A 26,842-nucleotide genomic window follows, 5' to 3' on the forward strand; every position below is an offset into this window, starting at 1 on the left:
GCCCTCATGAGTACGACTAGTGGGGTTGAGCTAGCAACACTGTCCCGGGGAAAGCGCCTGCTCTCGGAGGTGCGACGTCAAGAGAAAAAAGGCAGTTTTACGGAGATTTTCTACAGCAGGCTGATGGCGCTCTCTACGCGCGACGAGAAGCTAAAGATCGAGCTGTTTCGCTTTGTGGATGCGCTCCCCGCGCTAAAATCGCCCGAGTCGGTAGCGCGGCACTTGTTGGAGTACTTGGTCCGTCCCGATGTCTCACTGCCGCCGGGCGGGGCACAGCTTCTGATGGGGCTCGCCAGTACGGGGCCCTCACGCTCGCTCCTGCACTTTGCCTCGCACACGGGGGCAAGACTCATGGCCGGGCGCTTCATCGCAGGGCGTGACGGGGTTGAGGCAGTCAAAGAGATCGAGCGCCTACGCCGCGTCCCAATGACCTTCACGATGGACTTGCTTGGTGAGGCCGTGACCAGCGAGGTTGAGGCACTGGCCTACCAGAAGAAGTATCTGGATCTGATTGAGGATCTTGCCCGCCTCTCGCAGGCGTGGCCGGGGATTGATCAGCTTGAAAAGGCTAGCTACGGCCCCCTTCCCAAAGTCAATGTCTCGGTCAAGCTCAGCTCACTCTACTCGCGCTTCGATCCGATGGCCGCCGATGCCACTGTCAAAGCCGTCAAAGAGCGCCTCCACCCGATTCTCTCGGCGGCAAAAAATCACGGGCTCTTTGTGAACTTCGATATGGAGCAGCACGACTTCTGCACGGTCACCAATCGCATCTTCCGTGAAATCTTCACCCAGCCCGAGTTCGCCGACTGGGCCGATGTGGGAATTGTGGTGCAGGCGTATCTCAAGCGCGCGGAGGCCGATCTCATCGAGCTGCGCAACTGGGTGATAGCGCGTGGTGTTCCGGTGCACGTGCGCCTCGTAAAGGGCGCGTACTGGGACTTTGAGACCATTATCGCCGCTCAGCGCCATCATCCCGTGCCCGTCTGGGAGAAAAAAACTCTCACCGATGCGTGCTTTGAGCGCTGCACGGAGTTTCTTTTAGACAACTGGCAGCACCTGCGGCCTGCGATTGCGAGTCACAACGTGCGCTCTTCCTCAAAAGCCCAAGCGCTCGCCGAGGCAAAAGGTGTCCCGCCGCGCACGGTTGAGTACCAGGTGCTCTTTGGGATGGGTGAGCCGATAGGCCGTGCCCTCGCCGCACAAGGTGAGCGCGTCCGAACCTATGTCCCCTTTGGCGAGCTGCTCCCCGGCATGGCCTATCTTGTGCGGCGACTCCTAGAGAACTCGTCCAACGATAGCTTCATTCGCAAGTCCGGCGACCAGAGTGCCGATGATGCGCTTTTGGCGGAGCCCAACTCCAGCGCCCTCCCGCCCCCCGCCGAGCGGGGGAGTGATGCGGTTTTTGTTAACAACCCCGAAGTAGACTTTGCGATCCCCGAGAACCAAGAAAAAATGCAAGACGCGTTAGATCAGATTCAGAGTGCCCTAGGCTTTACCGTTCCTATTGTGATTAATGGCAAGCGGGAAGAAAGTGCAAAAGTTATTGAGCGGCGCGACCCGTCGGCGACGGCAGTGATTGTCTCGAAGGCGCATTTTGCCAGCGTCGCTCAGGCGGACGCCGCACTTGCGGCTGCCAGCGCGGCGTTCCCGAGCTGGCGCGACACCAGCACAAAAGAGCGGGCGGAGCTGCTACGCCGCACTGCGGAGCAGTTTGAAAAACGCCGCTTTGAGATCTCCGCCTGGATGGTGCGCGAAGTGGGCAAACCCTGGCGCGAGGCCGACGGCGATGTGGCGGAGGCGATTGATTTTTGCAACTTCTACGCTGCTGAGATGGAAAGACTCTCGGAGCCGCGCAAGCGCAATCTTCCCGGCGAGTGGAATGAGTATTTCTACGATGCCCGGGGCCCGGCGGTAATTATCGCGCCCTGGAACTTCCCTCTGGCCATTCTCTGTGGCATGGCCGTGGCCGCGATTGTGGCGGGGAACCCGGTTATTCTTAAGCCCAGCGAGCAGGCCTGCCGTGTGGGCTACTTTCTGCAAGAGGCACTCGAAGCCGCAGGCTGCCCGGCGGGTGTGAGTAACTTCCTGCCCGGCGACGGCGAAGAGATCGGACCGACTCTGGTGAACGACCCGCGCGTGGCGGTGATCGCGTTCACCGGAAGCAAAGCCGTCGGGCTGAGCATTATTCGTAGCGCCTCAGAAGTGCGAGCCGGGCAGCGCGAGATCAAGCGCGTGATCGCGGAGCTGGGCGGCAAGAACGCGATTATTGTGGATGAGGATGCCGACCTCGACGAGGCCGTTGCCGGTGCGCTGGCGTCGGTGGCGGGTTTTGCCGGACAAAAATGCTCGGCGTGCTCCCGGATTATCGTGATCGGAGATGCCTACGAGCCGTTCTGCCACCGGCTTGGCGAGGCGATGGCGAGCCTGATCGTCGGTAACGCCGCCGATCCCGCGACCAATGTGCCGCCGGTAGTGGATGCGGACTCACAGGCCCGGATCGAGCGCTACATCGAGATTGGAAAGCAAGAGGGCACGCTAATCGGCCAGAAAGCCGTTCCTCCGGAGCTTATTGGCACCGGCTACTACGTCGCGCCCAGTGCGTTTATAGACTGTCCCGCCGATGGTAAGCTCTGCCAGGAGGAAGTCTTCGGCCCCGTGGTGGCTATTCTCAAGGCCGCCACGCTCGACGAAGCCCTCGCCATTGCCGATGGCACCATCTATGCGCTCACCGGCGGACTCTACTCGCGCTCCCCGAAGAACATCGAACGCGTCCGTCGGGAGTTTCGTGTGGGCAATCTCTACATCAATCGCAAGATCACCGGCGCGGTCGTGGATCGGCAGCCGTTTGGCGGTGCACGGATGTCGGGGGTTGGCAGTAAGGCAGGCGGGCCAGACTACCTCCAGCAGTTCCTTGTCCCCCGCACCATCACCGAGTCGGTGATGCGCCGTGGGTTCGCCCCCACCGAGGAAGGTTAGCTAACGCGAGGAGCGCTCTGTTGCCGGAAGGAAGCAGAGCGTCAGCCCAATCAGAACGAGATCAACGACGAGCGCTAAGCTGTTCCGAAAAGAGAAAGTTGGTGGTGTTATCGTTTGCATCGAATTAGATTGAATCATGGTACTGCGTTCTTGTATGCAAGTTCAGTGCCATCCGTTTCCATTTTATTCTTGGCTACAGTGCGGCTGATTTTCAGACTAAGAACCCACTGTTTTTTCGATGCGACGATCCGGGATGAGCCACATCACCGCCACAGCGTAGATCACCACCGAGATAATCCCCTTGATGTCTTTGCCAATTGCCTTCGCTAGGTGTGAATCGTTGCCCTGCGCCACGGGCCGCGCTGCAAAGTGGTTCTCCCCCATCCAGCCCGTCGCAAACGAGACCAGTGAGAGCCAGAAGAGCAAGTGGAGATTGGCCCAGAGCACACGCCCGTCTACGTGCCGCGTTGCTTGCAGCAGATGATGGTGGTTGTTTCAGTAGATTCCCAGAAACACAAAGCTCAGCGCATAGCTGAGAAACTTGTCTTTGAGTGCAAAAAGCGTCGCCCAGTCCGCCCCGTGCGGCACTTTCAGCTCCAGCACCATCACTAAACGCTTCCAGTCGGCCCTTGGTCATGGGGAGAGTTTACCGCACAGAGTCCTCATACCGTCCCAAGGAAGCGCTGTGACATGCCGGTCTTCGGCATAGTGCTCATCGCTAGAGAAGCATGATCTTGCTAAGCTCCGCTTGGACGAGTTTTAACCAGAAGGAACGCTCGACATGAAAGGAGATTACTTGACAGACTCGTTCAGCGTACCAACAAGCCTCATCCTGCACTGCCCACGTAACCTGCTACCGGGGAACCAATACGAAGTGTATAAAAACGTCCTTGTGGATGCCGTTGACGCAACTTAAAAAGAGTTTCGCTATGCTTATCGCCCACTTCCCAGTCCTTTGAAAAGATGTCAATGCTAAGGTACTTGCCATTAGACTGTGGCTCTAGCAGGCTCTGAATCTGTTCCGCATAGATTTGTTGCCCTCTTTGACTCACTTCCGTAGCGGTGAGCGATTTGGTTTCAAGTGTCGTGCTCATGGTGAGGCTATTCTACCGGAAAATCCCTACTGCCTCAACGTCAGCTCGGTGGCACCCGCGCCGCCGAAGTCGGGGTGGGCCAGGGCGACGGATTGCACACGGTTGTCGGTTTTGAGGGTCTCCCAGATGGCTTTTCGGAGTGCGCCCGTGCCCTTGCCGTGAACAATACGCACGTTGAGCAGCCCGGCGGCGTAGGCATCATCGAGCCATTTATCCACCCGGGGCAGAGCGGCGTTGGCGCGCAGCCCAATCACGGTGAGCTCGTGGGAAACGTCCATGGCCTTGCTCATCGCGAGTGCGCTGGCATTACTGGTGCTCTTGATCTCTGGCGTGGTTACGGCGGCGATCTCGGTGCCATTGAGTGTGCGAAGGGCGGAGAGAGGAACGGTGACTCGCATCGCCCCGACCTGAACCTGCACTTCTTTGCCAACGGAGTCGGCCAAGACGTTGCCGATAGCGTTGCCCAGTGAGGTCACACGGACACGCTCACCGCGTTTCAGAACCGTCGGGATCGGGGCCTCATCGAAGGGAAGCGGATCTTTCTCGTAGCCGATCTCCCCGATCAGCTCGTCGGTGGTGTCCTTCATTTTCTTGCGCGTGGACTGGGTTTTCCGGCCCTCTTTTCCCATCCGCCGCAGCTCCCCGATCAGATTATCCATCTTCTCGGTCTTCTGGCGGATCACGGCGCGGGCCTCTTCAGTGGCGCGCTCTTTGGCCTCACGGCGCAGGCTCTCTAAGTCGCGGAGGCGCTCCTCGTACTTGAGCTTCATCACATCGAGCTCTTTACGAAGCTTCTGGGCGTTCTGGCGCTCGTTATCGGCGCTGCGCTTGGCACTCTCTAGGCGAGACATAATCGTGGCGGCATCGGCACCCGCACGCGATTGGTTCTCGATTGCCGCGTCCACCACACGCGGCGGCATCCCGAGGCGTCGGGCGATGTGAAATGCATTCGACGAGCCCGGGACGCCCTGTAAGATACGATACGTGGGCCGGAGGGTCTCTAAATCAAACTCCACGGCGGCGTTGTCTATTCCATCACGGCTGTAGGCAAACTCTTTAAGCTCGCCGTAGTGTGTGGTGGCGATCACCCGTGCATTGTGCGCCAGTAAGTCGCCCAGAATCGCCTTGGCAAGTGCAGCCCCCTCGCCGGGATCGGTTCCAGACCCCACTTCATCCAGTAGAACCAGCGCTTGTGTCCCCAGTGACTTTAAGATCGTGACAATATTGCGAATGTGTGCGGAGAAAGTTGAGAGGCTATGCGTGATAGACTGCTCATCACCAATATCGGCAAAGATTTGAGTGAAGTGTGCGAGCTCGGCGTGGCTAGCGGGAACGTGTAGCCCCGACTGCGCCATGAGCGTGAACAAACCAACGGTTTTGAGCGTGACGGTTTTACCACCCGTGTTGGGCCCGGTAATCAAGAGCGCTTTCGTGTGCTCATCACCCAGATGGACATTGATCGGGACGGCGATTTCGGGATCAAGCAGAGGGTGGCGGGCCTCTTCGAGCACGACTCTGCCCACCTGATTGAGCTTCGGAGCAACACACTGAAAGTCATCGGCGAGCTTCGCTTTTGCGCTCGCGAGATCCAGCCCCGCGACGATCTCCACGGAGCTGTGGAGCTTGTCCCCAAGGCGCTTGACGCTCTCGGTGAGCTTTTGAAGGACTTTCTCGATCTCACGTTGCTCCAGCGCTTCGAGCTGCCGCAGCTCATTATTGAGTTCCACCACGATCAACGGCTCGATAAATACCGTCGCGCCCGTGCCAGATTGGTCGTGGACGATGCCGGGAACATGGCGCTTGAACTCGGATTTCACGGGAAGGCAGCGTCGGCCATCGCGCAGAACTACGGTCGGGTCCATGAGCATCCCACGCGTCACCGAGGAGTTGAGCACGGCATTGAGCTTCTCCTCGACGCGTCTGTGGGTCACGCGCACTTTTGCCCGCGCCGATGCCAGCGCGGGCGATGCGGAGTCTAAGACATCGCCGCTTCTTCCAATACACAGCTCGATCTGCGCCAGAAGCGGGGGGAACTCCTGAATCCCCTGCGCTCGGTCCGAGAGTAGCGGTGCTTTCTCGGCGTGGCGCACTAAAAAGTTCTTGAGTTTGGTCGCTCCCATTAGTGTAGAGACGAGCGTGAGAAACTCATGGGGCGTAAGACTCTGCCCCACATCGGCGTGGGCGAGCGAGCGGCGGATATCGTGAATACCACCCAGAGGAAACGGCCCGTGCGCCTCAGTGACTTTGCGCGCCTCGGTGGTCTCTTGCTGCCACTCTAAAATAAACGCAAACAGCGGCGTCGGGGCCAGCTCCCGCGCCCGCTCGCCGCCCAGCGAACACGCCGTCCGCTCTGCCAGAAGCTTTCGCACCGCGTCAAACTCTAAAACCCGTAGGGAATGGTCATCCATAACAAACTCGTATCGCTCCAGTGAGTGGTGCCGCTAAAGAGGCTCTAGGTTAACGACTTCAAAATGGCGCTCTTTGTCTTCCCAGAGGCCGCGTGCTAGGTAGAGTTCGTACTCTTCCACGGCTCCATCGGCAAGGCGAAAGCGATCCTGCCCGATCAAGCTGGTGGAGGGTGAGCATCAAAATGTGGGGTGCAGCTCTTCGTAGAGACGATCTGCTTTGTAAGTATCCAGGCTCGGGGCGAGGGCAGGCGTGAGTAGGATCATGGCATTATTGTATCGTTTATCTCCTTTGTTGTGAACGGAAGCGCTATTTGTCGTCACAGACGCGCTATTTTTCCTGCCTGCAACCTCAAACAGAGCCTAGTGGCAGGGGCGCTCGCTGGCCGCAGCAGTGCTCCCGAGTTCGTCGTTGGTGCTGCCAAGGTCATCGCTACGACCGGCAGTGAGGCGGGACCACTGCGGCGTCGGACGACCCTCCTTACCGGATAGAGGCGCACTCCCATCCTCCATGAGCCGGTACGAGTTGCTGTGGGGGCCGTAGATTACCGGCCAGCCCTCGGGCGAGTCCTCCCAATGTTCCTGTCGGCCATAGACAGTCATGTCGAGCATCCCGAAGCTGCCGTTCATCACCTCGCACCCCCGGGCAGTCGTCCAGTACGTCTCAAACACGCGCTCCCCCTCACGCAGGTAGCACACCTTCATACCGAAATGGCGCCCAGCGATCAGGCGCTCCTGAGACTCCTCGGGCACGGAGTACCACGGCATATCCCAGTCCATGAACGCACGGTAGCGGTTGCTCTCATTAAAAGGCCCCTCGCAGAAGACAGCGTAGGTGACATCACGCGCGTGCAGGTACGCCAGCTCCCGTACCTGGCCGGAGTTGAAGGTGCAGCCTTCGCACTGCTTGGCGGCGGGTTGGTTCGTGTGCCACATGTGGTACGACGCGAACAGCTGGGAGCGGCCCTCGAACGCGTCGAGCAGTGACAGGGTGCCCGTCGCTCCTACGAGCAGTGTGGTGGGATCTACCTCGACCATCGGGAGCCGACGGCGCGTGGCGGCGATAGCATCTCCCTCACGGGTATGGGCCTTCTCTCGGATTCGTAGCGGGGCGAGCTGGGCGTTCCAGGTCTCCCGATCAACAATAACGGGCGTTGCATTAAAGGGGGAAATGATTTGTGTTTTAGACATGTTGGTTCCTTGTTTTGAGGGTACTCAGACCAATGTTTTATACCCGGAAAAATGAAGAGTCCTGACTTGCAGAGGCGGGGTACGGTGGGCATAATGGCCGCATGCCAAAGACATGGATCGTAGCCGCCGAGGGAAAGGCGGATTTTAAGACAGTGCAGGCGGCGCTGGAGGCAGTGCCCGAGGGAAACGCGGAGCCGATACTGATTCGGATTCGCCCTGGCATTTATAAAGAGCTTCTGACGCTACACAAGAGCAAGCGCCATGTTACGCTTCGGGGCGAGTCGGCGGAGAAGACAATTCTCACGTTTGACCGGAGCGCACGGACGCTAGACCCGAGTGGCAAGCCCTACGGCACGGGCAACTCGGCCAGCACGACACTCTCCGGCGACGACTTCCGCGCCGAGAATCTCACGTTTGCAAACTCCGCAGGCCGAGGCCGCGATGTCGGGCAGGCGGTGGCGGTCAAGACCCAAGGCGACCGGATGATCTTTGAGAGGTGCCGCTTTCTGGGCTGGCAGGACACGCTCTACGCCAATGGTAGCGGGCACCAGCGTTTCACCGACTGCATGATCGAGGGCGATGTGGACTTTATCTTCGGCCACGCGGCCGCCCTTTTCGAGCGATGCAAGATCGTCAGCAAGGGCGAGGGCTATATCACGGCGCAGGCACGCGACACGCAGACAGAGCCGGGCGGCTATCTTTTTTGGCGCTGCGAGCTGACGTCAACGCCCGACGTCCCACCCGGAAAAGTGTACCTAGGCCGCCCGTGGCGCGACTTTGCCCGCGTGCTCTTCTGGGAGTGCAGGCTCGGCCCGCAGATTAGGCCCGTCGGTTGGCACAACTGGGACAAGCCCGATCGCGAAAAAACGACACTCTTCGCCGAGTGTAATAACGTGGGGCCGGGCGCAGAAAAGAAAGAGCGGGTGGCGTGGAGCAAGCAGCTCACGCTCAAAGAGGCACAAGCGCTTCGCCGCGAGCTCCACTAGCTTTATTTTCCTGAGAGTCGGCGGCGCTCAAAGAGCAGGTAGCCGATCAGAGCCGGATCGGAGCCGGTCATGGCACCGAGGCGCTCTAGTGTCCGGGAAAAAGAGCGCTCGTTTTGTTCGCCCCCTGTGCCGCCTAGCTTGTCCATAGCCTCCTCGACAATCGTGAGCGCCTCTCGCATGTAGCGCCCCTTGCCCGAGGCCATGGTTCGGTACTCAAAACCGCTCCAGAGCCGGTTGAGCTGATCGTAGACATCGTCCCAGGTTGCGGTATCGGCGGCGTGGGTCGGGTTTGCCGCAAGGCGATCTTGCTGCTGCTGCTGCATTTTGAGAAGTGCGACTTCCCCTAGCTTAATCGCATTCCATGCTTCAATAGACGGTGAGTCGAGAACGCGCAGCTTCAGCTCCCGGTTGCCACTGACATGGCGCAATGCTTGCTCGATCTTGAGCTGCGATTCATTCGACTTAAGCGTCCCCGAGAGGAGGCCATCGGTGCTGTTCAGCCCAATCGCAAAGCTATTGTCTTCCCAGGCAATGGGCACGCTCGCATCCAGTGCACGGTACATTCCAGGGGCCACCGCCGCCTGTTTCGCCAGTTCGACGACTTTAGTCCAAACGGACCTCATTTCAGCTTGATCTGCCATAGCACCTTTACGATACCACAAAAATAGATTTCCCTGCACATGCACTCAAAGTGTGCTCAGTAAAGCCTGAGCGAGAGGAATTTGTTGCCTCGTTCTCACACCAAAACGCGGTACAATATGCCCATGAAAGCCGTTGTCATGGCAGGCGGCGAGGGAACACGGCTACGACCGCTTACCTCCAACCGGCCCAAACCCCTTGTCCCTATTCTCAATAAGCCCATCGCGCAACATATTTTCGAACACCTGAAGCGCGCGGGCATCAATGACATTGTTGTCACGCTCTATTACCTGGGTGAGGAGATCCAGCGCTACTTTGGCGATGGCTCCGACATGGATGTCAACCTCATCTACTCTGTCGAGGAGACCCCTCTGGGAACAGCGGGATCGGTCAAGCAGGCAGAGGAGCACCTCAACGACGGCACCTTTGTCATTGTCTCGGGCGATGCTCTCACGGACCTGGATATTGAGAAGGCGCTTGCCTTTCACAGAGCCAAGGGTGCAGAGGCCACTCTCGTACTAAAGCCCGTTCCCAACCCCGTTGAGTTTGGGGTGGTGATGACCGAGCCTGATGGCCGTATTATCCGCTTCCTGGAAAAACCCGACAAGGCGCAGGTCTTTTCTGACTCCGCCAATACCGGTATGTATATCCTGGAGCCTTCGGTCTTTGAGCTGATGGAGCACGGGAAAAACTACGACTGGTCGCAGGATATCTTCCCCCGTATGCTGGAAGAGGGCCGCCCCCTTTTTGGCTACAATATGGAGGAGTACTGGTGCGATGTGGGCTCGCTTGAGCAATACCGCCAGGCACAGTACGAGATGCTCGACGGCCAAACGGCGCTGCCCATTCCCGGTGCAAGCCACCCTAACCGTGTCTTTATCGGAGGCGGCACCGAGATTCACCACACGGCCAAGATCATCGGCCCCGTCGCCATCGGTGCGGACTGTCGTGTGGGGCCGGGCGCGGTCATCGGACCCGATGCCGTTCTGGGCGATGGCGCGATCATCGAAGCCAATGCCAAGATCGAGAAAGCGATCCTCTGGCGCTCCGCCTACGTGGGAACGGGCGCACAGCTCACGGCCTGCACCATCTGCAACCATGTCCATATCGGCGATGGTGTCAAGATCGAAGAGAGTGCCGTGGTCGGGGACAAGTGCTCCATCGAGGCAGGGGCGACGATCCGAGCGCGTGTCAAGCTCTGGCCCGACAAGCTCATTGAGGAGCGCTCCGTTGTCACGGAGAGCCTTGTCTGGGGCGCGAAAGCCTACTCCAATCTCTTCCGTGGCCTGGGTGTGCCGGGCATTACCAACATCGAGCTAACCCCAGACTTCGCTGCCAAGCTAGGAGCCTCGTTTGGTGGCTTTTTGAAAAAAGGCGCGACGGTTGTGGTGAGCCGCGATGGGCACCCCGCGAGTCGTATGCTCAAGCGCGCTCTCATGGCGGGGCTTTCCTCGGTAGGTGTCAGTATGCTCGATGTTGAGGAGATGGCCCTGCCCGTTCTGCGCAATACGGTCCGCAGCAACCGTGCCAAGGGCGGTGTCCATGTGCGCCAGGATCCGGATCACGCCGGGCGTACGCTTGTGGAGTTCTTCGACGAGCGGGGAATCTATCTCACCAAGAACAATGAGCGCAAGGTCGAGACGATCTTTTTTCGTGAAGACTACGGGCGCGTTCTCATGGACGAAGTCGGGACAATTAACCCGGCGACCCGTCCCTTGGAGCAGTACACCCAGCTATTTCTGAAACAAATCGCCGCGAAAGATATCGAACGCCAGGAGTTTACCGTCGTCATTGACTACGCCTACGGTTCGTCGCTTGCCCGTGTCCTCCCCCCGATCCTGGGCCAGCTCGGCTGCAAAGTCTTTGTCCTCAACCCCTATCCGGACTGGAAGCGCTTCCCCAAGAGCGCCAAAGATCGGGAGGCGCTTGTGGGGGCTCTGGCGCAAGTGGTTCACCAGCAAAAGGCTGATCTCGGGGTGATGATGCACTCCGATGGGGAGCGCTTGGAGCTGGTAGACGAGAAAGGCAACGCGCTCAACCGAGCACGTCTCCTCGCGACAATGGCCTCTATGGTAGCGCAGACAACGCGTGCGGGTGAGTGCAAGATAGCAGTTCCGATCAATGCCCCCTCGGCTCTGGAGCGTATTTTGTCTCACAGCGGCGGCACGGTCGTGCGTACCAAGACCGACCCGCGTTTCTTGATGAATGTCGCCTCCGCCTCGGCAGAAAAAATCGTCATGGCGGGTGATCTGACGGGCGGCTTTATCTTCCCCGGCACCGAGGAGGCGTTCCATCCCACGTTTGATGGCCTGCTCGCCTTTGTAAAAACACTGGAGATGATGGCGCTGCACCAGCGCCGCCCGCTCAGCTCCTTTGTGGCCGAGCTTCCTGCAATGCACCTAGCGAGCCAGACACTTCCCTGCCCCCAGTCCGACAATGGACGCGTGATGCGGATTCTCACGGAAGAAGCACAAAACGCATCGGGTGAGCTAGAGCTACTGGATGGGATTCGTGTGGTGGAAGCGCCCAATGCCTGGAGCCTGGTTCTCCCCGACCCCGCCGAACCGCTGATCCATATCCATAGCGAAGGCATCTCCGCCGCCGATGCCAACGCACGAACACAGCGCTACTCGGATCGAATCGCGGAGCTGGTGAGCTAGGGCACTCCCCCGGCGGGCACTCCCCTGGCGGGCACTCCCCCGGCGCTTCGCACCACCCCCTCTCGCTTGAAACCCGACTTCATCGGGACGAGAGGGGGTAAAGCCTCTTGCTCCCCCTTCCTTCCCGCCGACGGAGTCGGAAAAACGGGGAAGGAAGGGGGCAGGGGGGATGGATGCCGGGGGTAAGCTCTAGCCGCTACACAGAAACTCGACGACGTCGCCCTCTTGCATGACATAGTCCTTGCCCTCGGTACGCAGCCAGCCGTGCTCGCGTGCGGCGGCGATACTCCCGGCTTCGACAAGCTTGGTCCAGTCAATGACCAAAGCGCGGACGAACGTGCGTTCCAGATCCGTGTGAATCACGCCCGCCGCTGTCGGAGCCTTATCGCCCTGCCGGATGGTCCAGGCACGCACTTCTTTCTCTCCCGCAGTCAGATAGGTCTGGAGCCCCAGCATCCGGTAAGCGACGCGAACCAGCCGGTTCAGCCCCGGCTCGGTTAAGCCCAGATCACTCAGAAAGGCGGCCGCTTCTTCAGGGTCTAGCTCCGAGAGTTCCGCCTCGATCTGTGCGGAGATGGAGACGACGTCCATTCCCTCCGCCGCCGCCATTGCCTTGAGCGCCGCCACATGCGGGTTGCTCCCGCCGTCTGGCAGATCGCCCTCGGGGACATTGGCGACATAGATCATCGGCTTTGCCGTGAGCAAGCCGGACTCTTTGTTGAACTTAACGAGCAGCTCCCCGTCGCCGTAGGTAAACGTCCGAACAGGTTCCCCCTCGCTCAAGTGCTCCAGCAACTTCTCCACCAGCGGCAGCAGCGCTGCATCCTCTTTGCTTGCCCGCGCTGACTTCTTAAGCCGATCCTGGCGCTTCTCCAGTATCTGAAGATCGGCGAGAGCCAGCTCTAAGTTAATGGTGACGGCATCGCCCACGGGATCCACACGTCCCTCGACATGGATAATCTCGTCGCTCTCGAAGCAGCGCACCACATGGGCAACAGCAGCGACTTCGCGAATATTGGCGAGAAACTGGTTGCCCAGCCCCTCCCCTTTGTGTGCACCCTTCACCAGCCCGGCAATATCCACAAACTCGACGTAGGTAGGAACCAGTGAGGGGGTGCGATTGCCTTTGATGTAGAGCTTCGAGAGCGCCGCCAGCCGGTCATCCGGTAGAGGAACCACCCCGACATTCTTATCAATGGTCGCAAACGGATAGTTCGCCACGACCGCGCCCGCCTTGGTGATTGCGTTAAAGAGAGTGGACTTGCCCACGTTGGGCAGCCCGACAATTCCGACTCCTAGTGCCATAACGCCACAGAGTACCGCACAATGCCGCCTATAGCACGTCTTTTAAGATCAAGACGACCTCACGCACCGTTCCGTCGCTCCCTCGGACACGGGCCTTGACCCGGGTTCCCGCATCCTGACGAAAAATCTCGCGGCTCTTGCTGAGGCCCAACCCTTTGGTAGGCAGGTCATCGAGCATCAGAATAATATTATCTTTGACAATGCCCTGCGCACTCGCCGGGCCACCGGCCACGACCGTCAGCACCTTGTAGCCATCCCCCTCAAAGACCCCGGAAAAACCCGCACGCGAGAAGATAAAGGGCTTTCCAAAATCAGCATTCTTGGCGAGGAAAAAACGGCTACCTGGGTAGTCCAGAGTCACCGTGAAGCGCGAGAGCACCTCGCCCCCGAGCAGCGCAATGGTTCCTGTGTCGGCGAGCGCTCCAGTCTTGTCGCTGGAGAGGCCCGTGACGATGTCAGTAACTAAGAAACCCCCAAGCTCCAGCGCCTTGATGCGTGTCACCTCACCAATTGTCACGCCGCCCACGCCCTGGCCCAAGACGGTCTCGATGCGTTTTTGGTACTTCTTACTCAGTTCGTTTTTCTGCACCGTCGGCGACGTAAACGTGAGTGTCCCCGAGTAGCCCGTGTCCACTCGAAGGCTTCCTGCGATTCCATCAATCCTGCCAGGGATCTCAGGGATATTCACACGCAACGTCATCGGAAGCTGCGTGGCTTTCGGGTCGGGTGAGAAGCGCTTGGGATCTAAAAAACGCACTCTCTTTGCCGCGTAGTCTATCTGCACCACGTAGTTTTTCAGAAACGGGTAGCCCACAATGCCATCAAAATCTGCCTTTGCCCCCGAGGGAAGCTCTAAGATCACCCCGAGCTGCTTCTCCTGCACCGCCCCACCCAGCTCGATCCGTGCATTGGTAAACTTTGCGGGCACCATTTTCTCTCCGCCGCCCCCCACCATCGCCTGCCCAAGAATTGGCAGACCCAGCTTTTCCGCGGATTTAGGCGTGTAGAGCCCGACTCCAGCACCCGTGTCGAGAATGAGCTTTGCAGCCTTCCCATTCACCTTGCCCTCGACGACAATCAGATAGCCCTCCATCGTAAAGGGCACATCCCAGACGGGGGCGGGCATAACTTGCGTGGGTGGTGTCTGTAGCAAAAAGAACATGGATAAAATCCTCCCAAGCTAAAGACGATACAAATAATGAAAAGTCACGAACTACGGAAAAAAATATTTCGATATCCGCCCACTGAAAGAGGGCGGTGGGGGAGGGTACAATTTCTCCATGACACCCAACCTACTCACGGCGGAGCAGAAAGCGCAGTTTGACCGCGACGGCTTTCTAGTTCTCCGTAATCTTATTGACCCGGAACTCGTGACACGACTGGTTGCCGCCGCCGACCGCCTCTCATCGGAGGGCATCGCACACGATGGGCTCTCGGAGCGCAAGCACTGGCAGAAGCGTGGCTGCCTACCCGACGACCCCGCATTTCTGGAGCTGATTGATCATCCGCAGGTGCTACCGCTCGTGGCCGGGATTCTGGGTTGGGATATTCACCTGATGACCAGCCACTTAATTGTCCGCCCTCCGACGCCTGGTGCGGATGCCAACTTTAAGGGCGAGGGCTGGCACCGCGACGGCGGCCAATCATCGTGGGAGATGACCGAGCCGCACCCACGGATTTTACTCAAGATCGCGTTTTTCCTGTCGGATCAGAGCGAGCCGGGGCGAGGCAATACACAAGTGGTGCCCGGAAGCAACCGCCTGACCGGGCCACTGGCAAAAGCCACTGATGCTGCCCACCCGTACGGTGCCATCGAGATCTGCGGCAAGCCCGGCGATGCGTTTATCTTTGAGCAGCGCACCTACCACGCGGTCGGGGCGAACTTCTCGGACATCACACGCAAGACGCTCTTTATCGGCTACGGCTTCCGCTGGGTATTCCCGATGGATTTCTCGCCCCAGCACGACTACCGCGAGCTTTATGAAAGAGCGAACCCGATCCAGCGCCAGCTCATGGGAGATATCAAGACCATTACGGGCGTGCACCTACCCACCGATGCCGATGTGCCTCTGCGGGCTAAATGGCGCGAGTGGTATGGGTAGTGCACTCCGACGAAGTCTTCACGGATGCCGCACTTGTGACCCGCTTGCTGACCAGACAGATTGGGTGACGAGCTTGTGGTGCGGCTCCCGCGCATCCACTGGGCGGTTGAGCAGGTGGCGAAAGAGCAGGAGTGGCTCCCTAAACTGGCACCGCACCTTCCCCTAGCGGTTCCCACGCCGGTGGCAATGGGCGTGCCTGGGTGTCGGCGATCCCGCCTGCGAGCTTATCGTCGCCTGGAATCTCTTCGATGCAACAGCTCGGGATGCATTCCGCGAATCGCTCCCTGTGGACGATGCCCTGTGGGAGCGCGGGCGCGGCTGGGCGCTGTCCATGGCGCTCATCGCCCTGCCTTACTACTGGGACACCAACCCAGCTATCGTCCAAGTGTCGCTTCGCACTCTCACGGAGCTTCTAGGAACTACGCCAACAGCTCCTTAACCACCCTCGCTGTTCCCGCGACTCCCGTGAGGCGCTCCGGGCGACCGGCACGCTCGTAGTAGAGCTTCTCGTTGTCGAGGCCAAGAGCAGTGAGAATCGTGGCATGGAGGTCTTTGAAGGTCATCGGCTTGTCCGTAGCCATCAACCCCAACTCATCGGTGGCCCCGTAGCGCTGGGGCCGTACCGCACCGCCACCTAACCAGATCGTGAAGCCCGCCGCGTTGTGCTGCCGCCCATTGTTTCCCTGCATCATGGGCGTGCGACCAAACTCACTCGCCCAGATAATCAGTGTTTCGTCCCAGAGACCGCGCTGCTTTAAGTCCGTGAGGAGCGCCGCCGTCGGTTGGTCAATCCAGCGGGCACGGGGCGTGTGGTTTTTCTCTAACTCCCCGTGAGCATCCCAGCCGTCTTTGTCGGGCATGTCGTAGACCTCGACAAAGCGAACGCCGCGCTCGATCAAGCGCCGCGCGAGTAGCAATTTCCGGGCATAGGCGACGGTACGAGGGTCTTTGTGCTCGAGGCCGTAGGCGCGCCGCAGGTGCGCGGGCTCTTTCTCAACATCCCCCACTTCCAGTGCCGCGCTCTGCATCCGATAGGCCAGCTCGTAGCTCGCGATCCGGGCATCCAGTTCGGTTGGCTGCACTTTCCCCTGCTTGTGCATAAGGTTCATCTGGCGCAAAAATGCAAATGTGTCTTTTTGGCTTGCCTCAAACTCTTTGGGCGGTGAGAGGTCCAGCACGGGCAGCCCCTGATCGCGTAGCTTGGTGGGCTGGAAGGCGGGCGGCAGAAACCCATTCTGGTAGTTCGCCGCGCCCCCGAGCGGCCCGGCATCGAACAGCACGACATAACCGGGCAGGCTCTGGTTCTCCGTCCCGAGGCCGTAAGTAATCCAGCTTCCCAGGCTCGCTTTTCCTGCATTCAGATCGCCCGTGTGAAAAAGATAGCTCGACGGCGCGTGATTATTGGACTCGGACTGGAGCGAGTGGACAAAGCACAGCTCATCCACGTGTTTCGAGAGTTCGGGGAACAGCTCGCTCACCCAGAGACCACTCTGCCCCTGCTGGGTAAACTTATACGGTGAGGCCATCAGCTCATCTTTGCAGCCCTCGAAGACATTGGCATGGCGCGTGGCCTTGAGCGCCTCCCGAAAGCTCTTGGGCACGGGCTTTTTGTGGAGTTTCTGAAGCGCGGGCTTGTAGTCAAACGTATCCATCTGCCCCGGCCCGCCGACCTGGTAGAGTACAATCACATTCTTGGCGTGCGCCTTGAAGTGCGGCTTGCGCGGTGCTAGAGGATTGATCGGGTCTATTTTCACGGCGGGCGGGCGTGCCTGCGCCTCCAAAAGCGCCACTGCCAGCTCGCCAAAGAGTCTCATGTGCGTATTGTACCGCCCAATCGGGCGGTATAATCCCTCCATGCGCTCCGCACCACTGTTGCTACTTCTGGCCCTGACTCCTCCATTACTGAGGGCGCCAGAAGGCAATCAAACACGCATCGGCCCCGCGTGGAGCGATAGCCGAAACCCAATCGTGACAACATTTAGCGGCAAGCGGCTCGATCTCTGGAGTCTGCGCCCCCTCACTAAAGCCCCTCCCAAACGTAGCATTGATGCTTTTCTTGGCACGACAAACGCACGCACGACAGACAAGCGCAGCTTAGCACGGCGGCTCTCGTTTGATCTCACTGGCCTGCCGCCCACACAAAGCGACTTGGCAAGCTTCACGACGGCAGCAGCGTACGGGGACAAACTCCTGGGGCGACGGAGCTATGGGGAGCACCAGGCGCGGCTCTGGCTGGACGTGGTGCGCTACTCGGACAGTAATGGCTTCGACTGGGACGAGTTCCGGCCCCTAGCGTGGCGCTTCCGAGATTATGTGGTGCGGAGCTTCAACGCCGACAAGCCCTACGACAGATTTATCACCGAGCAGCTCGCGGGCGATGAGCTGGTGGCGGGCAAGCCGAAAACCGCCGCCGATCAAGATGCGCTTCTGGCGACGAGCTATCTTAGGCTCGGGCCCTGGGACAACAGCGCCGGGCTCTTTGGCGAAGCGAACCGGGTACGCAATGCCCTGATGAACGATCTGGTGGAGACCACGGGCACGGCGTTTCTCGGGCTCACGATGGCCTGCGCCCGCTGCCATGACCACAAGACAGAGCCCCTCGCTCAGAAGGACTTCTACCGATTCCGGGCGTTCTTCGAGGGCGTTACCTTTCGCGACGATCTCTCCCTCGCGCTGGCCTCGGATCAGGAGCCACTCAAAGGGTTGCTCGTGACGGATGGGGACAAGCCGCCCGCCACGACACATGTTCTCGCGGGCGGCGATCTCAACCAGCCCAAGGAGGAAGTGAGTTTTGGGTTTCCGACGGTGCTCGACCCAAACCCGGTGGCACTCTGCAAGCCCGTCCGAGAGAAATCCACGGGGCGGCGGCTGACCCTAGCACGCTGGATCGTCGCCAAGGAGAATCCGCTCACAGCGCGCGTCCTGGTGAACCGGATCTGGCAGCAGCACTTTGGCGAGGGCTTGGTCGCCACACCAGGTGATTTTGGCTATGCGGGAGCGCGGCCTAAGAACCAGGCGCTACTGGATTTCCTGGCCCGGTATTTTAGGGACAGTGGCTGGTCGGTGAAGAAGCTCCACAGGTTGATTGTCTCCAGTCGCGCCTACCAGAGCACACAGTCCCCGCGCCGCCTCTCGGCAGAGCAGCTACGTGATGCGGTCCTGCAGACCAGCGGCCAGCTCACCGAGCGCCACGGAGGGCCACCGATCTGGCCGCCCCTACCCGACGAGGTTCTCAAGGCAAATCCCGCGTTTCTGGACGACAACAAAGAGAAAACCAAGAGCTGGTACCCGTCGCCTCCGGAGCGTCTGGGTGTGCGCAGCCTCTATCTTGTCCAAAAGCGTACGGTTGCCATCCCGCTCATGGCCACGTTTGATCTTCCTGATAATGCCGTCTCGTGCTCACGCCGCACGACCTCCACCGTGGCTCCGCAGGCGCTGACACTGCTCAATAATCCGTTTCTCACCGACGCCTCCCTCGTTTTTGCAAAGCGTGTGGAGAAGAGCCCTGAGGCAGATAAAGTCGCAGTCGCATTTGTTCTGGCCCTCCAGAGAGTGCCCCGCCTAGACGAGCGGCGGCTCTGCGAAGACCTCCTCAAAAAGCACGGCATTCCCGCACTCTGCCGCGCTCTGTTCAACCTCAACGAGTTTGTCTATCTTGACTGAGCGAGAGAAAGCGGATATAATTGCCCCCGGCACGGTGTGCGTCGCACACAATAATACGCAATCTTTGATTTTTGGGAGGGGGTGAAATAATATGGCACAAGTAAATCTGAAACCCGGTGAGCAGCTAGAATCGGCCCTGAAGCGCTTCAAGAAAGTCCTTCAACAGGACGGCGTTCTGAAGACTGCCCGCGCTCATGAGTTCTACGAGAAGCCCAGCGATAAGCGCCGTAAGGCCGAAGCTGCTCGTAAACGTAAGATCCGACAGGCGAACGAAGAAAAGTAATCTCTCCCATGGCGTACACCTTGCCCCTCTGCCCGCCTCTCTCCCGCTGAACTGCCTATGAAGCTGCGTTGGCGTCTGCCTTTTGAGCTCCAAATACACTCTACCAACGCTCGCCGCCGCACCGAGCCGCGACGAAAACCTTCTCCTGCGCCACGCATTACCCCGCTTCGTCTTTTTCTTGCTCTGGGAACTGCCGGAGTTCTCTCTGTGCTTCTTTGCATCCACCTGCTGCCGAACCGTGTCCGTGTTGCCCTAGACGAACTCGCTCCAGAAGATGTTACGGCGCAGCGAACCGCACGCTACGAGGACACAGATGCGACCGAGCGCCTTCGTCAAGAAGCGAAGGCAGCCATCGAAAAACGCTATCAGCTTATCCCAGATGCGAAGCGTAACGCGGAAGAAGCCGTCAAGACTGTCTTCGAGGCAATCGCCACCCCGATCCGTGAAAAGCCCGAGCGGGAAGATATCCGTCGCCAGTCCGGCCTGACTCTCACTCAGCCAACTCTAGACGCGCTCACGGGCACCACGGCGGAGAACTTCCAGAAGGCCAAAGACGTTGCCCAGAAGCTAATCAGCCACACGATGGGGGGGACGATCCGGGACAATGAACCCGGCGATCTACAACAGGCAAGACGTGGGACTCTTGCGGATCCGCTCCTGCTGGATCTCCCTGAGAACCTACGGGCTCCCGTTGCCGCCCTCAGCAGCGCCGCGATCACGAGCAACCGCCACTTCGACCAGCGTGCGACCCAGCTCGCCCTAGATGAAGCCGAGTCCCATGCGCCACGACAGACCCGTCGGATCGCGGCAGGTGAGCGGGTTCTGCGCCAAGGCGAGCGGGTGACACAAGGACATCTGGATGCACTGACGGCTCTAGGACTCCGAAATGAAGCTCTCGATACCATGGCAGTCCTCGTCATTGTGGTCATGGTCAACCTAATTATCGGTTTTGTCACAGTCTATCTGCGCCTCTTCCACAACGCGCTCTACAACGACACTCCACGGCTTTTTTTGCTGGCGATCCTGGCGGTGGTCTCGGTGATGGGGATCAAGATTGGCTCAACACTGCTGGGCCTGCCGTTTACAGGTGTGAATCTGTCGTACTTAGGGATGATGTGTGTCGCCTCTGCTGGCATGGTCATTGCGCTGCTGCTCTCCCCTTCGGTGGCAACCCTGATTGTCGCCCTCCTCGCGGTGACCTCGGGGGTCGTGCTCAACAACGAGCTTCGCTTCACGGTATTCACTCTGGGTTCCTCACTGGCAGGGATCGTCTCCGTGGCCTCCATGCGCAATCGCAGTGATGTCTTCCGCGCCGGGCTCGCTGTCTGTGGTGCCAATGCGATTCTGAGCTTACTGGTCGCACAGATCGAGCACGATCTTCCCCGGGAGATGTGGGCTGGCGTGGTGATGGGGATCGGCTCGGGTCTGGTGGCTCTGGCGCTGTTTTATTTGGGGGTCTGGTGCTTTGAGCGGCCCTTTGGCATCACCACGCACTTGCGCCTTTTAGAGCTCTCCGATCCCGCCACCCCCATTCTTCAGGACTTCCGGATGGCAGTTCCAGGCACCTACGCGCACTCGCTCATGGTGGGCAATCTGGCTCATGCCGCCGCTGAGGCAATCGGTGCCGATGCCATGCTAGTTCGTGTGGCCGCGTACTACCATGATCTGGGCAAGATGAACCGCCCCGAGTTCTTTATCGAGAATCAGTCCAATGCGGAGAATGTCCATGATCGGATCAGCCCCTCGCTCTCGGCGCTGGTGCTGGTCAACCATGTCAAAGAGGGACTGGAGATCGCCGAGCGTGTGGGGCTCCCCCCTGGTGTCCGCGAAGTGATCGCCCAGCACCACGGGACGACTCTGATGAAGTTTTTTTACCACCAGGCCACGGGCGGCGTCCCCGATCCCACGCTGGAGTCGCAGTTCCGCTACCCCGGCCCTAAGCCACAGAGCAAAGAGGCCGCCATTCTCATGCTCGCCGACGGTGTCGAGGCGGCATCGCGCGTGCTTGATAAGCCCACTCCCCAGCGGGTGACGGAGTTTGTGAGCCGAATGATCGAGGACAAGCGCGCCGACGGCCAGCTAGATGAGTGCCCTCTGACACTACGAGATCTGAAGACTGTACAGGATGTGTTTACCCGCACACTCTGCGCCACGCTGCATGCCCGCATCGAGTACCCCAAAGAGACAAAAGAAATCAAAGAAGCGAAAGACACCAAAGAACCTCATGCCAGCGGAGATCCTCGTCCAGAATCACCATCCGAACCCGACCCTGCCGTGGGAACGGGCCGCCGCCGCCGCCCAAAAACTCCTCTGGGAATGCCCCCCCTGCCCCCGTCGGACGGGGGAGCTTTTCGAGGTTAGTGTGGTCATTGTCACCGATGACGAAATCCACGCGCTCAACGCACAGTGGCGTGGCAAGGACAAACCCACGGATGTCCTCTCCTGGCCCCAGTCCGAACCCGATGCCCCACTGAGCACCTACCTGGGCGATGTGGTAATCTCCCGTGACACGGCAGAGCGTCAGGCTGCGGCTCGTGGTTGGACTCTCGACGACGAGCTTGCACTGCTCCTCGTCCACGGCATCCTGCACCTGCTTGGCCATGAAGATGACAGCGAAGTGGGCTCCGAAAAAATGAAGGAGGTCGAGCGGCGCATCCTAGGCAAACCACTCGACCCCCTTCCTTAACTAACTATTGTGAAAGGCTCTAATCTTCCTGAATGCTCCACTCAGCGGCCTTGGAGGAGCCCCACTTCTTGTAGCCCGCATGGCCATCTCCAAATAAGCAGACAAATCCGCCAAAGTGTCGGTTTGCCACTTTCGAGGCGGTGATATTGGGGTAGCGATCCGTACGAAGCTCCTGCTGGATACCACGAATCGAGTTGCCCTGGTCGCAGACAGTCGTCCAGGCATCCATAATATGGATCGTATTAGCGGGCTGGGCAACCGATGCTTCAGAAACGGAAAGAGTCGTACTGGTGGTAACAAAGCCACTCTTGTCCCCTCCTGTAAACCCTGCCGTCGTCCAAGCGTTGGTCGGAATGAGGTTGCGGCCATAGGAGAGCTTGTTAACTTTCCCGTACGGCTGAGTGCTTCCATCGCCGTGTGCCGCAGGGGCAAATCGGGTATTGGCGGTGGTGGTACCACAGTAGTTTCCCGTTGCAGACGTTCCATTAACCGTGAGGGTGACAGACTTGACACTGAGCTCACCGTCAGGGCAGACAAAAATCCCCTCGTTCTTGACATAAGGATAGATGAGGGTCGGCCAGGAGAGCACCGAGTTAGCAGGTGGCGGCGGTATGGCATCCCCTGGCCCCAGAGGAATCTGCGAGGGCGGGTAGGTCTCGTCGTAGTCCTGGACGTACATCATGATGGCGGTGCCAAGCTGACGCAAGTTTGACAGACAGGCGGTCTGACGGGCCTTGGCACGTGCCTGAGCGAAGACGGGAAAGAGAATGGCGGCGAGAATCGCGATAATGGCGATGACCACCAGGAGCTCGATGAGCGTAAATGCGCGACGAATCATAAATTTCATCAACCTTTTGGGTGTGAGGCGAAACGGTCAGCCGTGCAACCTAAGCGCGACCGACCCGGTGAGCCTAGTTACAGCCTTGCTTACTAGTTACAGCCTTGCTTATACGGATCCCAAAGCAAAATATCCGCTGCCTGATTACTCAGGTTCGCGAGCTTGTTGTACGGTGTCGCCTTCGCGTGGCCATCCAGCCAAATGGCATTGAGGAGGCCACTATGACGTGCCTTACCACGGTCAACGGCTTGCTGATCCGTCGGGTTGGGCAGATCCGAAAATCCCCAGTAGGAGTTCCCTAGGTTCTTCCAGTAGTTCGGGTAGCTCGTGCCGGTTGTCACAAACAGCGTGCCCGTTGGATCAGCTCGTAGCGCACAGGCGTAGCGAGGCAGTGCATTGTAGTAGCTGGCATCTACCATCGCAATCGTATCCGCAGGAGCCTCAAACGCAGCCATCGCAAACCCCGCATTCGATTTGAAGACATAGTTGTTCATGGCATAGGAGTTCTGCCCCCCGTAGCTCTGGAAACCACTCCCGGCGTTGCCCATCGCACCGGCGGCATCAATATTGACCCAGCCATTTGGCTTTGAAGGACACTTCCAAACCTGGTCATTTTTGATGTAGGGCTGCAGAATCATATTGGTAAAGATGGCGTTCTTGGCATTGGCTCCTACGCGAGTATCCGCCGAAAAAAGGTTCGGGTAGGCGAAGCGATAGCCGGGGAACATCTCGTCATAGTCCTGCGCATACATCATGAGGGAAGTGCCAATCTGCTTCATGTTTGAGAGGCAAGCGGTCTGGCGGGCTTTCTCGCGTGCTTGCGCGAAAACGGGAAAGAGAATGGCGGCGAGAATCGCAATAATGGCGATAACCACAAGAAGCTCTATCAGAGTAAATGCACGTTTGTGCTGCATAGAAGAAGTCCTTTTGGATAGGTTGTTTGAAGGGAAATCAGGCTCGGGAAGAGTCCTGCACATAAGACAGTATATATCATACCGTTGTTCCACTCAAAATGATAGTGTGCCTAAAAAATAGGCTCGGGTGGTACACTGATTTTATGACGAAGCACCGCGCGTTTACGCTCATTGAACTCCTGGTCGTCATCGCCATTATTGCGATTCTCGCCGCCATTCTCTTCCCCGTCTTCGCACAAGCACGCGGGCAAGCACGCAAGGCAACCTGCCAGAGCAACTTGCGCCAGATCGGGATGGCGGTGCAGATGTATGCACAGGACTACGACGGCCTTTACCCCTACGCCAAAGATGCGTCGGATGCTTATGTCCCGCAGATCTGGGCGGGCTACCCGCAGTGCAAGGCGATCATTGATGCGATGCCCTTTCTCCACGACTCGCCTGTGCTTCCTACCACCAACTGGGTGACTGGCTCGCTGACGCCCTATATTAAGAACCGTCAGGTCTGGCGCTGCGCAAGTGACACGGGCTTTGATATTCTGGATAACAACTTTAACTGCGGCGGCCCCTGCCCTCTTTTCGCTCGCCCGAGCATGTACGAGCGCTACGGGGCATCGTATCTGTTCCGCACCGAGATCGCTTTCCGCCGCCTGAACATAGACACAGCGACGGCGCTGACATCCACCGGCCAGGAAGTGGGTCTGGCACAAGTCAATATTCTCTTTGATGGCAACGGCGGCTGGCACGCCAGCCCGCTACGCTTCGATCCGCTCGGCTGGGATCGCAAGGGGCTACGCTACACCACTCTTTTTGCCGATGGCCATGTCAAGTTCCTCACCAACGACGATTACCAGAAGGCGTGGAGTGTCACTCTCGCGGCCCCCAGCTCGAACCCGTGCCAATAAATGCCTGATCTGACCGATCTCCTGCGCAACACCGACGGCTCTGTGCGGCTGAAGGCACGCTGGGTGCTTCCCATCTCCGGCCCGCTCTTTGAAAACGGTGAGGTGGCATTTGAAAACGGTAAGCTGACCTATGTTGGGCGGGCGCGGCCCGACGACGGGGCGCTGGATCTGGGGTTGGCGGCGATCCTGCCCGGCTTTGTCAATGTCCATGCGCATCTTGAGTACACCGTGCTGCGCGGCCTGCTGGAGGACATGCCCTTCTTCCCCTGGATCCGTGGGCTCACGGCGCTCAAGCAGTTTCTAACCCTCGATGACTGGGTGACCTCGGCAACGCTCGGGGCGGCGGAGATGGCGGCGGCGGGGATCACCACCATTGGAGATGCCTGCGATGCGGGCGCGAGCGTGAGTGCCCTGGCAAGCTCCGGCCTGCGGGGGACGGTCTTTCGCGAGGTCTTTGGGATCGAGAACACACCGCCAGTAAGTCAGACGCTCGATATTCTCAAGCGCCAGCTCGCACAGATGGGCAGCACACTCACCCGAAGCAGTGCTGAGAGCCGCGTCCACCTGGGAATCTCCCCGCACGCCCCCTATACCGTCCGCGCCGAGCTCTTCAAAGCCCTCGCCAACTTCGCCGATCAAAATGGCTACATCCAGACCATCCATCTCGCTGAGTCCCCCGCTGAGGAAGCACTCTTTCAGATCGGTGGCGGACCTTTTAAAGAGATGTTTGACCGGCGTGGTATCCCGTGGGACACCAAAAACATTTCGCCGATTGCTTACGTCAAACAATCCGGCGCTCTGGATGCACGAACGCTCGCGGTGCACTGTGTCCATGCCAGCGACGACGACATCACGCTGCTCGCCAATGCCGGAGCTTCGGTGGCGCACTGCCCCCGCTCCAACGGAAAGCTCGGGGCCGGGCTCGCGCCGCTTCGGCAACTTAGAGACCGCGGACTGGATATTGGCCTGGGCACCGACTCGATGGTCTCGGGCAACTCGGTAGACTTTTTCGAGGAGATGCGCGCCGCCGTCTACGGAGCGCGCGCCCGTGAGCAGGACACCGGGGCACTCACGGCGAAAGAGGCTTTGTTCCTAGCAACTCTGGGCGGCGCACGCGCACTGCACCGGGAGCGCGAGCTGGGGTCGCTGGAAATTGGGAAACAAGCGGATCTCTGCGTCGTGCGATTAGATGGGATTCACCACGCGCCCGTCGGCGATGATAGCCCGGAGGCGGCGCTGGTCTACTCGGCGCGTGCCAGCGATGTCTGTCTCACTGTCGTGGCGGGTCAGCCCATCTTTGACCACGGGCGCTTCCCCACACTCGATGTGGCCCGGCTCCGCCAGAGTGTGGCAACAGCACGACGAAAAGTTCGAACAGAGGGGGAGAAGATTCTTGGCGAGGCGAAGCAGCAGCAGCAACAACGAAAATAGTGGAGGCAGTGGAGGCGGTTCCCACGCAAAAGGCGCGAGTGATGAGCTCGTCGGCTGGAGTACGCTCGCCCTCGGACTCGCGATCAGCACCCTGCTCCTCTGGAAAAACGGCGGCTGGGCCGCCTTCCGCAGCCCCACGCGCTTCCACGGCTTCGATGACTACAGCCTCTTCAATATCGCGGTCTTGCTCCTGCCGACCCTGACCTGGATTCTCGTCGCCCTACGCCGCGAGCTCAGCGACTTCGGCCTGACTCCGGGCAACGCGCGCGGTGCCCTGCTCTTCTCGCTGGTGATTGGCCTGGCCTATATCCCCGTGCTGGCGCTCTTCTCCGGCCAGAAGCAGTTTCAGGCGTACTACATTCCCTGGCTCAGCTCCAGTGGGATTCTCTACGGGATGGAGTGGCACGGCGGGCAGTACACCGGCGGCAAGATAGACTACGGGCGCTTTCTGTACCACGAGACCGTGATGTGTTTCTACATGTTCGCGTGGGAGTGGTTCTTCCGGGGCTACTTGCTCTTTGGCCTCCGCAAGATCATGCCCACCTGGGCCGCCGCCATCGTCCAGGCACTTCCCTTCTTTGTCCTACACCTAGGTAAGCCCCCCGCCGAGTTCTGGTCGTCGCTGCCGGGGGGAATCCTCCTAGCCCCGGTCGCGATTCGCTTCAAATCGTTCCTACCGTGCTTTCTCGTCCACTACATCATCTCGTTGGGCAACGACATCGCGGCGCTTTATTTCCACTTCCGTTGATTTGCCAGGCGGTTAAAAC

Annotated in this window: 22 protein-coding genes and 1 pseudogene; 12 read left to right on the forward strand and 11 right to left on the reverse strand. The window is 59.3% G+C overall.

The features are described from left to right. Window positions 1–6: 6 nt before the first annotated feature. Window positions 7–2,976 (forward strand): proline dehydrogenase family protein, encoded by a 2,970-nt coding sequence (locus tag ACH2ED_RS00295; protein WP_395088093.1) that lies wholly within the window; start codon window positions 7–9, stop codon window positions 2,974–2,976. A gap of 216 nt (window positions 2,977–3,192) precedes the next feature. On the opposite strand, the pseudogene ACH2ED_RS00300 reads toward ACH2ED_RS00295, so the two are convergent. The 5 genes and pseudogenes from ACH2ED_RS00300 to ACH2ED_RS00320 all read right to left on the reverse strand — a co-directional run bounded on the left by ACH2ED_RS00300 (window position 3,193) and on the right by ACH2ED_RS00320 (window position 7,666). Next, window positions 3,193–3,613 (reverse strand): annotated as a pseudogene (locus ACH2ED_RS00300) (TMEM175 family protein). 190 nt (window positions 3,614–3,803) lie between these two features. Continuing rightward, on the reverse strand, window positions 3,804–4,070 hold the full coding sequence (locus ACH2ED_RS00305; RefSeq protein ID WP_395088095.1) for a hypothetical protein: 267 nt from the start codon (window positions 4,068–4,070) through the stop codon (window positions 3,804–3,806). A gap of 26 nt (window positions 4,071–4,096) precedes the next feature. Beyond that, window positions 4,097–6,478, reverse strand: coding sequence for an endonuclease MutS2 (locus ACH2ED_RS00310; RefSeq protein WP_395088097.1), 2,382 nt, complete (start codon window positions 6,476–6,478; stop codon window positions 4,097–4,099). Window positions 6,479–6,655: 177 nt separating this feature from the next. Then, window positions 6,656–6,799 (reverse strand): hypothetical protein, encoded by a 144-nt coding sequence (locus ACH2ED_RS00315; protein WP_395088099.1) that lies wholly within the window; start codon window positions 6,797–6,799, stop codon window positions 6,656–6,658. A gap of 39 nt (window positions 6,800–6,838) precedes the next feature. After that, a complete protein-coding gene (locus ACH2ED_RS00320) occupies window positions 6,839–7,666 on the reverse strand; it encodes a DUF899 family protein (RefSeq protein WP_395088100.1) in 828 nt (275 codons plus the stop codon). Between the two features lie 101 nt (window positions 7,667–7,767). On the opposite strand from ACH2ED_RS00320, the gene ACH2ED_RS00325 reads away from it, so the two are divergent. After that, window positions 7,768–8,652 (forward strand): pectinesterase family protein, encoded by an 885-nt coding sequence (locus tag ACH2ED_RS00325; protein WP_395088102.1) that lies wholly within the window; start codon window positions 7,768–7,770, stop codon window positions 8,650–8,652. A gap of 2 nt (window positions 8,653–8,654) precedes the next feature. On the opposite strand, the gene ACH2ED_RS00330 is transcribed toward ACH2ED_RS00325, so the two are convergent. Continuing rightward, window positions 8,655–9,275, reverse strand: coding sequence for a hypothetical protein (locus tag ACH2ED_RS00330; protein WP_395088104.1), 621 nt, complete (start codon window positions 9,273–9,275; stop codon window positions 8,655–8,657). A gap of 141 nt (window positions 9,276–9,416) precedes the next feature. Here ACH2ED_RS00330 and ACH2ED_RS00335 point away from each other — a divergent pair, with 141 nt between their 5' ends. Further along, on the forward strand, window positions 9,417–11,951 hold the full coding sequence (locus tag ACH2ED_RS00335; RefSeq protein WP_395088106.1) for a sugar phosphate nucleotidyltransferase: 2,535 nt from the start codon (window positions 9,417–9,419) through the stop codon (window positions 11,949–11,951). Window positions 11,952–12,140: 189 nt separating this feature from the next. Here the strand turns inward: ACH2ED_RS00335 and ychF are convergent, their stop codons facing one another. Together ychF and ACH2ED_RS00345 are read right to left on the reverse strand one after the other, a co-directional pair. After that, entirely contained in the window at window positions 12,141–13,256 is a 1,116-nt protein-coding gene (gene ychF, locus ACH2ED_RS00340; RefSeq protein WP_395088108.1) for a redox-regulated ATPase YchF, read from the reverse strand. A gap of 28 nt (window positions 13,257–13,284) precedes the next feature. Next, complete coding sequence (locus ACH2ED_RS00345) at window positions 13,285–14,418, reverse strand: aspartyl protease family protein (RefSeq protein WP_395088109.1); 1,134 nt, start codon at window positions 14,416–14,418, stop codon at window positions 13,285–13,287. Window positions 14,419–14,536: 118 nt separating this feature from the next. On the opposite strand from ACH2ED_RS00345, the gene ACH2ED_RS00350 reads away from it, so the two are divergent. Together ACH2ED_RS00350 and ACH2ED_RS00355 are read left to right on the forward strand one after the other, a co-directional pair. Further along, entirely contained in the window at window positions 14,537–15,358 is an 822-nt protein-coding gene (locus tag ACH2ED_RS00350) for a phytanoyl-CoA dioxygenase family protein (protein WP_395088111.1), read from the forward strand. Between the two features lie 286 nt (window positions 15,359–15,644). Continuing rightward, the gene (locus tag ACH2ED_RS00355) at window positions 15,645–15,797 is read left to right on the forward strand and encodes a hypothetical protein (RefSeq protein ID WP_395088167.1); all 153 of its coding nucleotides are present in this window, start codon (window positions 15,645–15,647) and stop codon (window positions 15,795–15,797) included. On the opposite strand, the gene ACH2ED_RS00360 is transcribed toward ACH2ED_RS00355, so the two are convergent. Further along, the gene (locus ACH2ED_RS00360) at window positions 15,778–17,172 is read right to left on the reverse strand and encodes a DUF1501 domain-containing protein (protein WP_395088113.1); all 1,395 of its coding nucleotides are present in this window, start codon (window positions 17,170–17,172) and stop codon (window positions 15,778–15,780) included. The genes ACH2ED_RS00355 and ACH2ED_RS00360 overlap by 20 nt on opposite strands. 40 nt (window positions 17,173–17,212) lie before the next feature. Between ACH2ED_RS00360 and ACH2ED_RS00365 the strand changes: the two genes are divergently transcribed. The 4 genes from ACH2ED_RS00365 to ybeY all read left to right on the forward strand — a co-directional run bounded on the left by ACH2ED_RS00365 (window position 17,213) and on the right by ybeY (window position 21,990). Further along, window positions 17,213–19,021, forward strand: coding sequence for a DUF1549 and DUF1553 domain-containing protein (locus ACH2ED_RS00365; protein ID WP_395088115.1), 1,809 nt, complete (start codon window positions 17,213–17,215; stop codon window positions 19,019–19,021). Window positions 19,022–19,112: 91 nt separating this feature from the next. Then, window positions 19,113–19,304 carry a 30S ribosomal protein S21 gene (gene rpsU, locus ACH2ED_RS00370; RefSeq protein ID WP_309695514.1) on the forward strand — a complete coding sequence of 64 codons (192 nt, stop codon included), beginning with the start codon at window positions 19,113–19,115 and terminating at the stop codon, window positions 19,302–19,304. A gap of 57 nt (window positions 19,305–19,361) precedes the next feature. Further along, entirely contained in the window at window positions 19,362–21,665 is a 2,304-nt protein-coding gene (locus ACH2ED_RS00375) for an HD family phosphohydrolase (RefSeq protein WP_395088117.1), read from the forward strand. Between the two features lies 1 nt (window position 21,666). Continuing rightward, on the forward strand, window positions 21,667–21,990 hold the full coding sequence (gene ybeY, locus ACH2ED_RS00380) for an rRNA maturation RNase YbeY (RefSeq protein WP_395088119.1): 324 nt from the start codon (window positions 21,667–21,669) through the stop codon (window positions 21,988–21,990). 19 nt (window positions 21,991–22,009) lie between these two features. Here ybeY and ACH2ED_RS00385 read toward each other — a convergent pair whose 3' ends face one another. Continuing rightward, window positions 22,010–22,828, reverse strand: a complete 819-nt coding sequence (locus tag ACH2ED_RS00385; protein WP_395088121.1) for a type II secretion system protein — start codon at window positions 22,826–22,828, stop codon at window positions 22,010–22,012. Between the two features lie 92 nt (window positions 22,829–22,920). Beyond that, window positions 22,921–23,742 (reverse strand): DUF1559 domain-containing protein, encoded by an 822-nt coding sequence (locus ACH2ED_RS00390; protein WP_395088123.1) that lies wholly within the window; start codon window positions 23,740–23,742, stop codon window positions 22,921–22,923. Window positions 23,743–23,885: 143 nt separating this feature from the next. Between ACH2ED_RS00390 and ACH2ED_RS00395 the strand changes: the two genes are divergently transcribed. The 3 genes from ACH2ED_RS00395 to ACH2ED_RS00405 are packed head-to-tail and all read left to right on the forward strand — an operon-like array spanning window position 23,886 to window position 26,823. Further along, window positions 23,886–24,644, forward strand: a complete 759-nt coding sequence (locus ACH2ED_RS00395; protein ID WP_395088125.1) for a DUF1559 domain-containing protein — start codon at window positions 23,886–23,888, stop codon at window positions 24,642–24,644. Beyond that, complete coding sequence (locus tag ACH2ED_RS00400; protein WP_395088127.1) at window positions 24,645–26,075, forward strand: amidohydrolase family protein; 1,431 nt, start codon at window positions 24,645–24,647, stop codon at window positions 26,073–26,075. Beyond that, on the forward strand, window positions 26,038–26,823 hold the full coding sequence (locus ACH2ED_RS00405; protein ID WP_395088129.1) for a CPBP family intramembrane glutamic endopeptidase: 786 nt from the start codon (window positions 26,038–26,040) through the stop codon (window positions 26,821–26,823). Before ACH2ED_RS00400 ends, ACH2ED_RS00405 begins: the two co-directional genes overlap by 38 nt. The last annotated feature ends 19 nt before the right edge of the window (window positions 26,824–26,842 follow it).

It is taken from the genome of Armatimonas sp. (genome assembly GCF_043757465.1).
Lineage (GTDB): Bacteria > Armatimonadota > Armatimonadia > Armatimonadales > Armatimonadaceae > Armatimonas.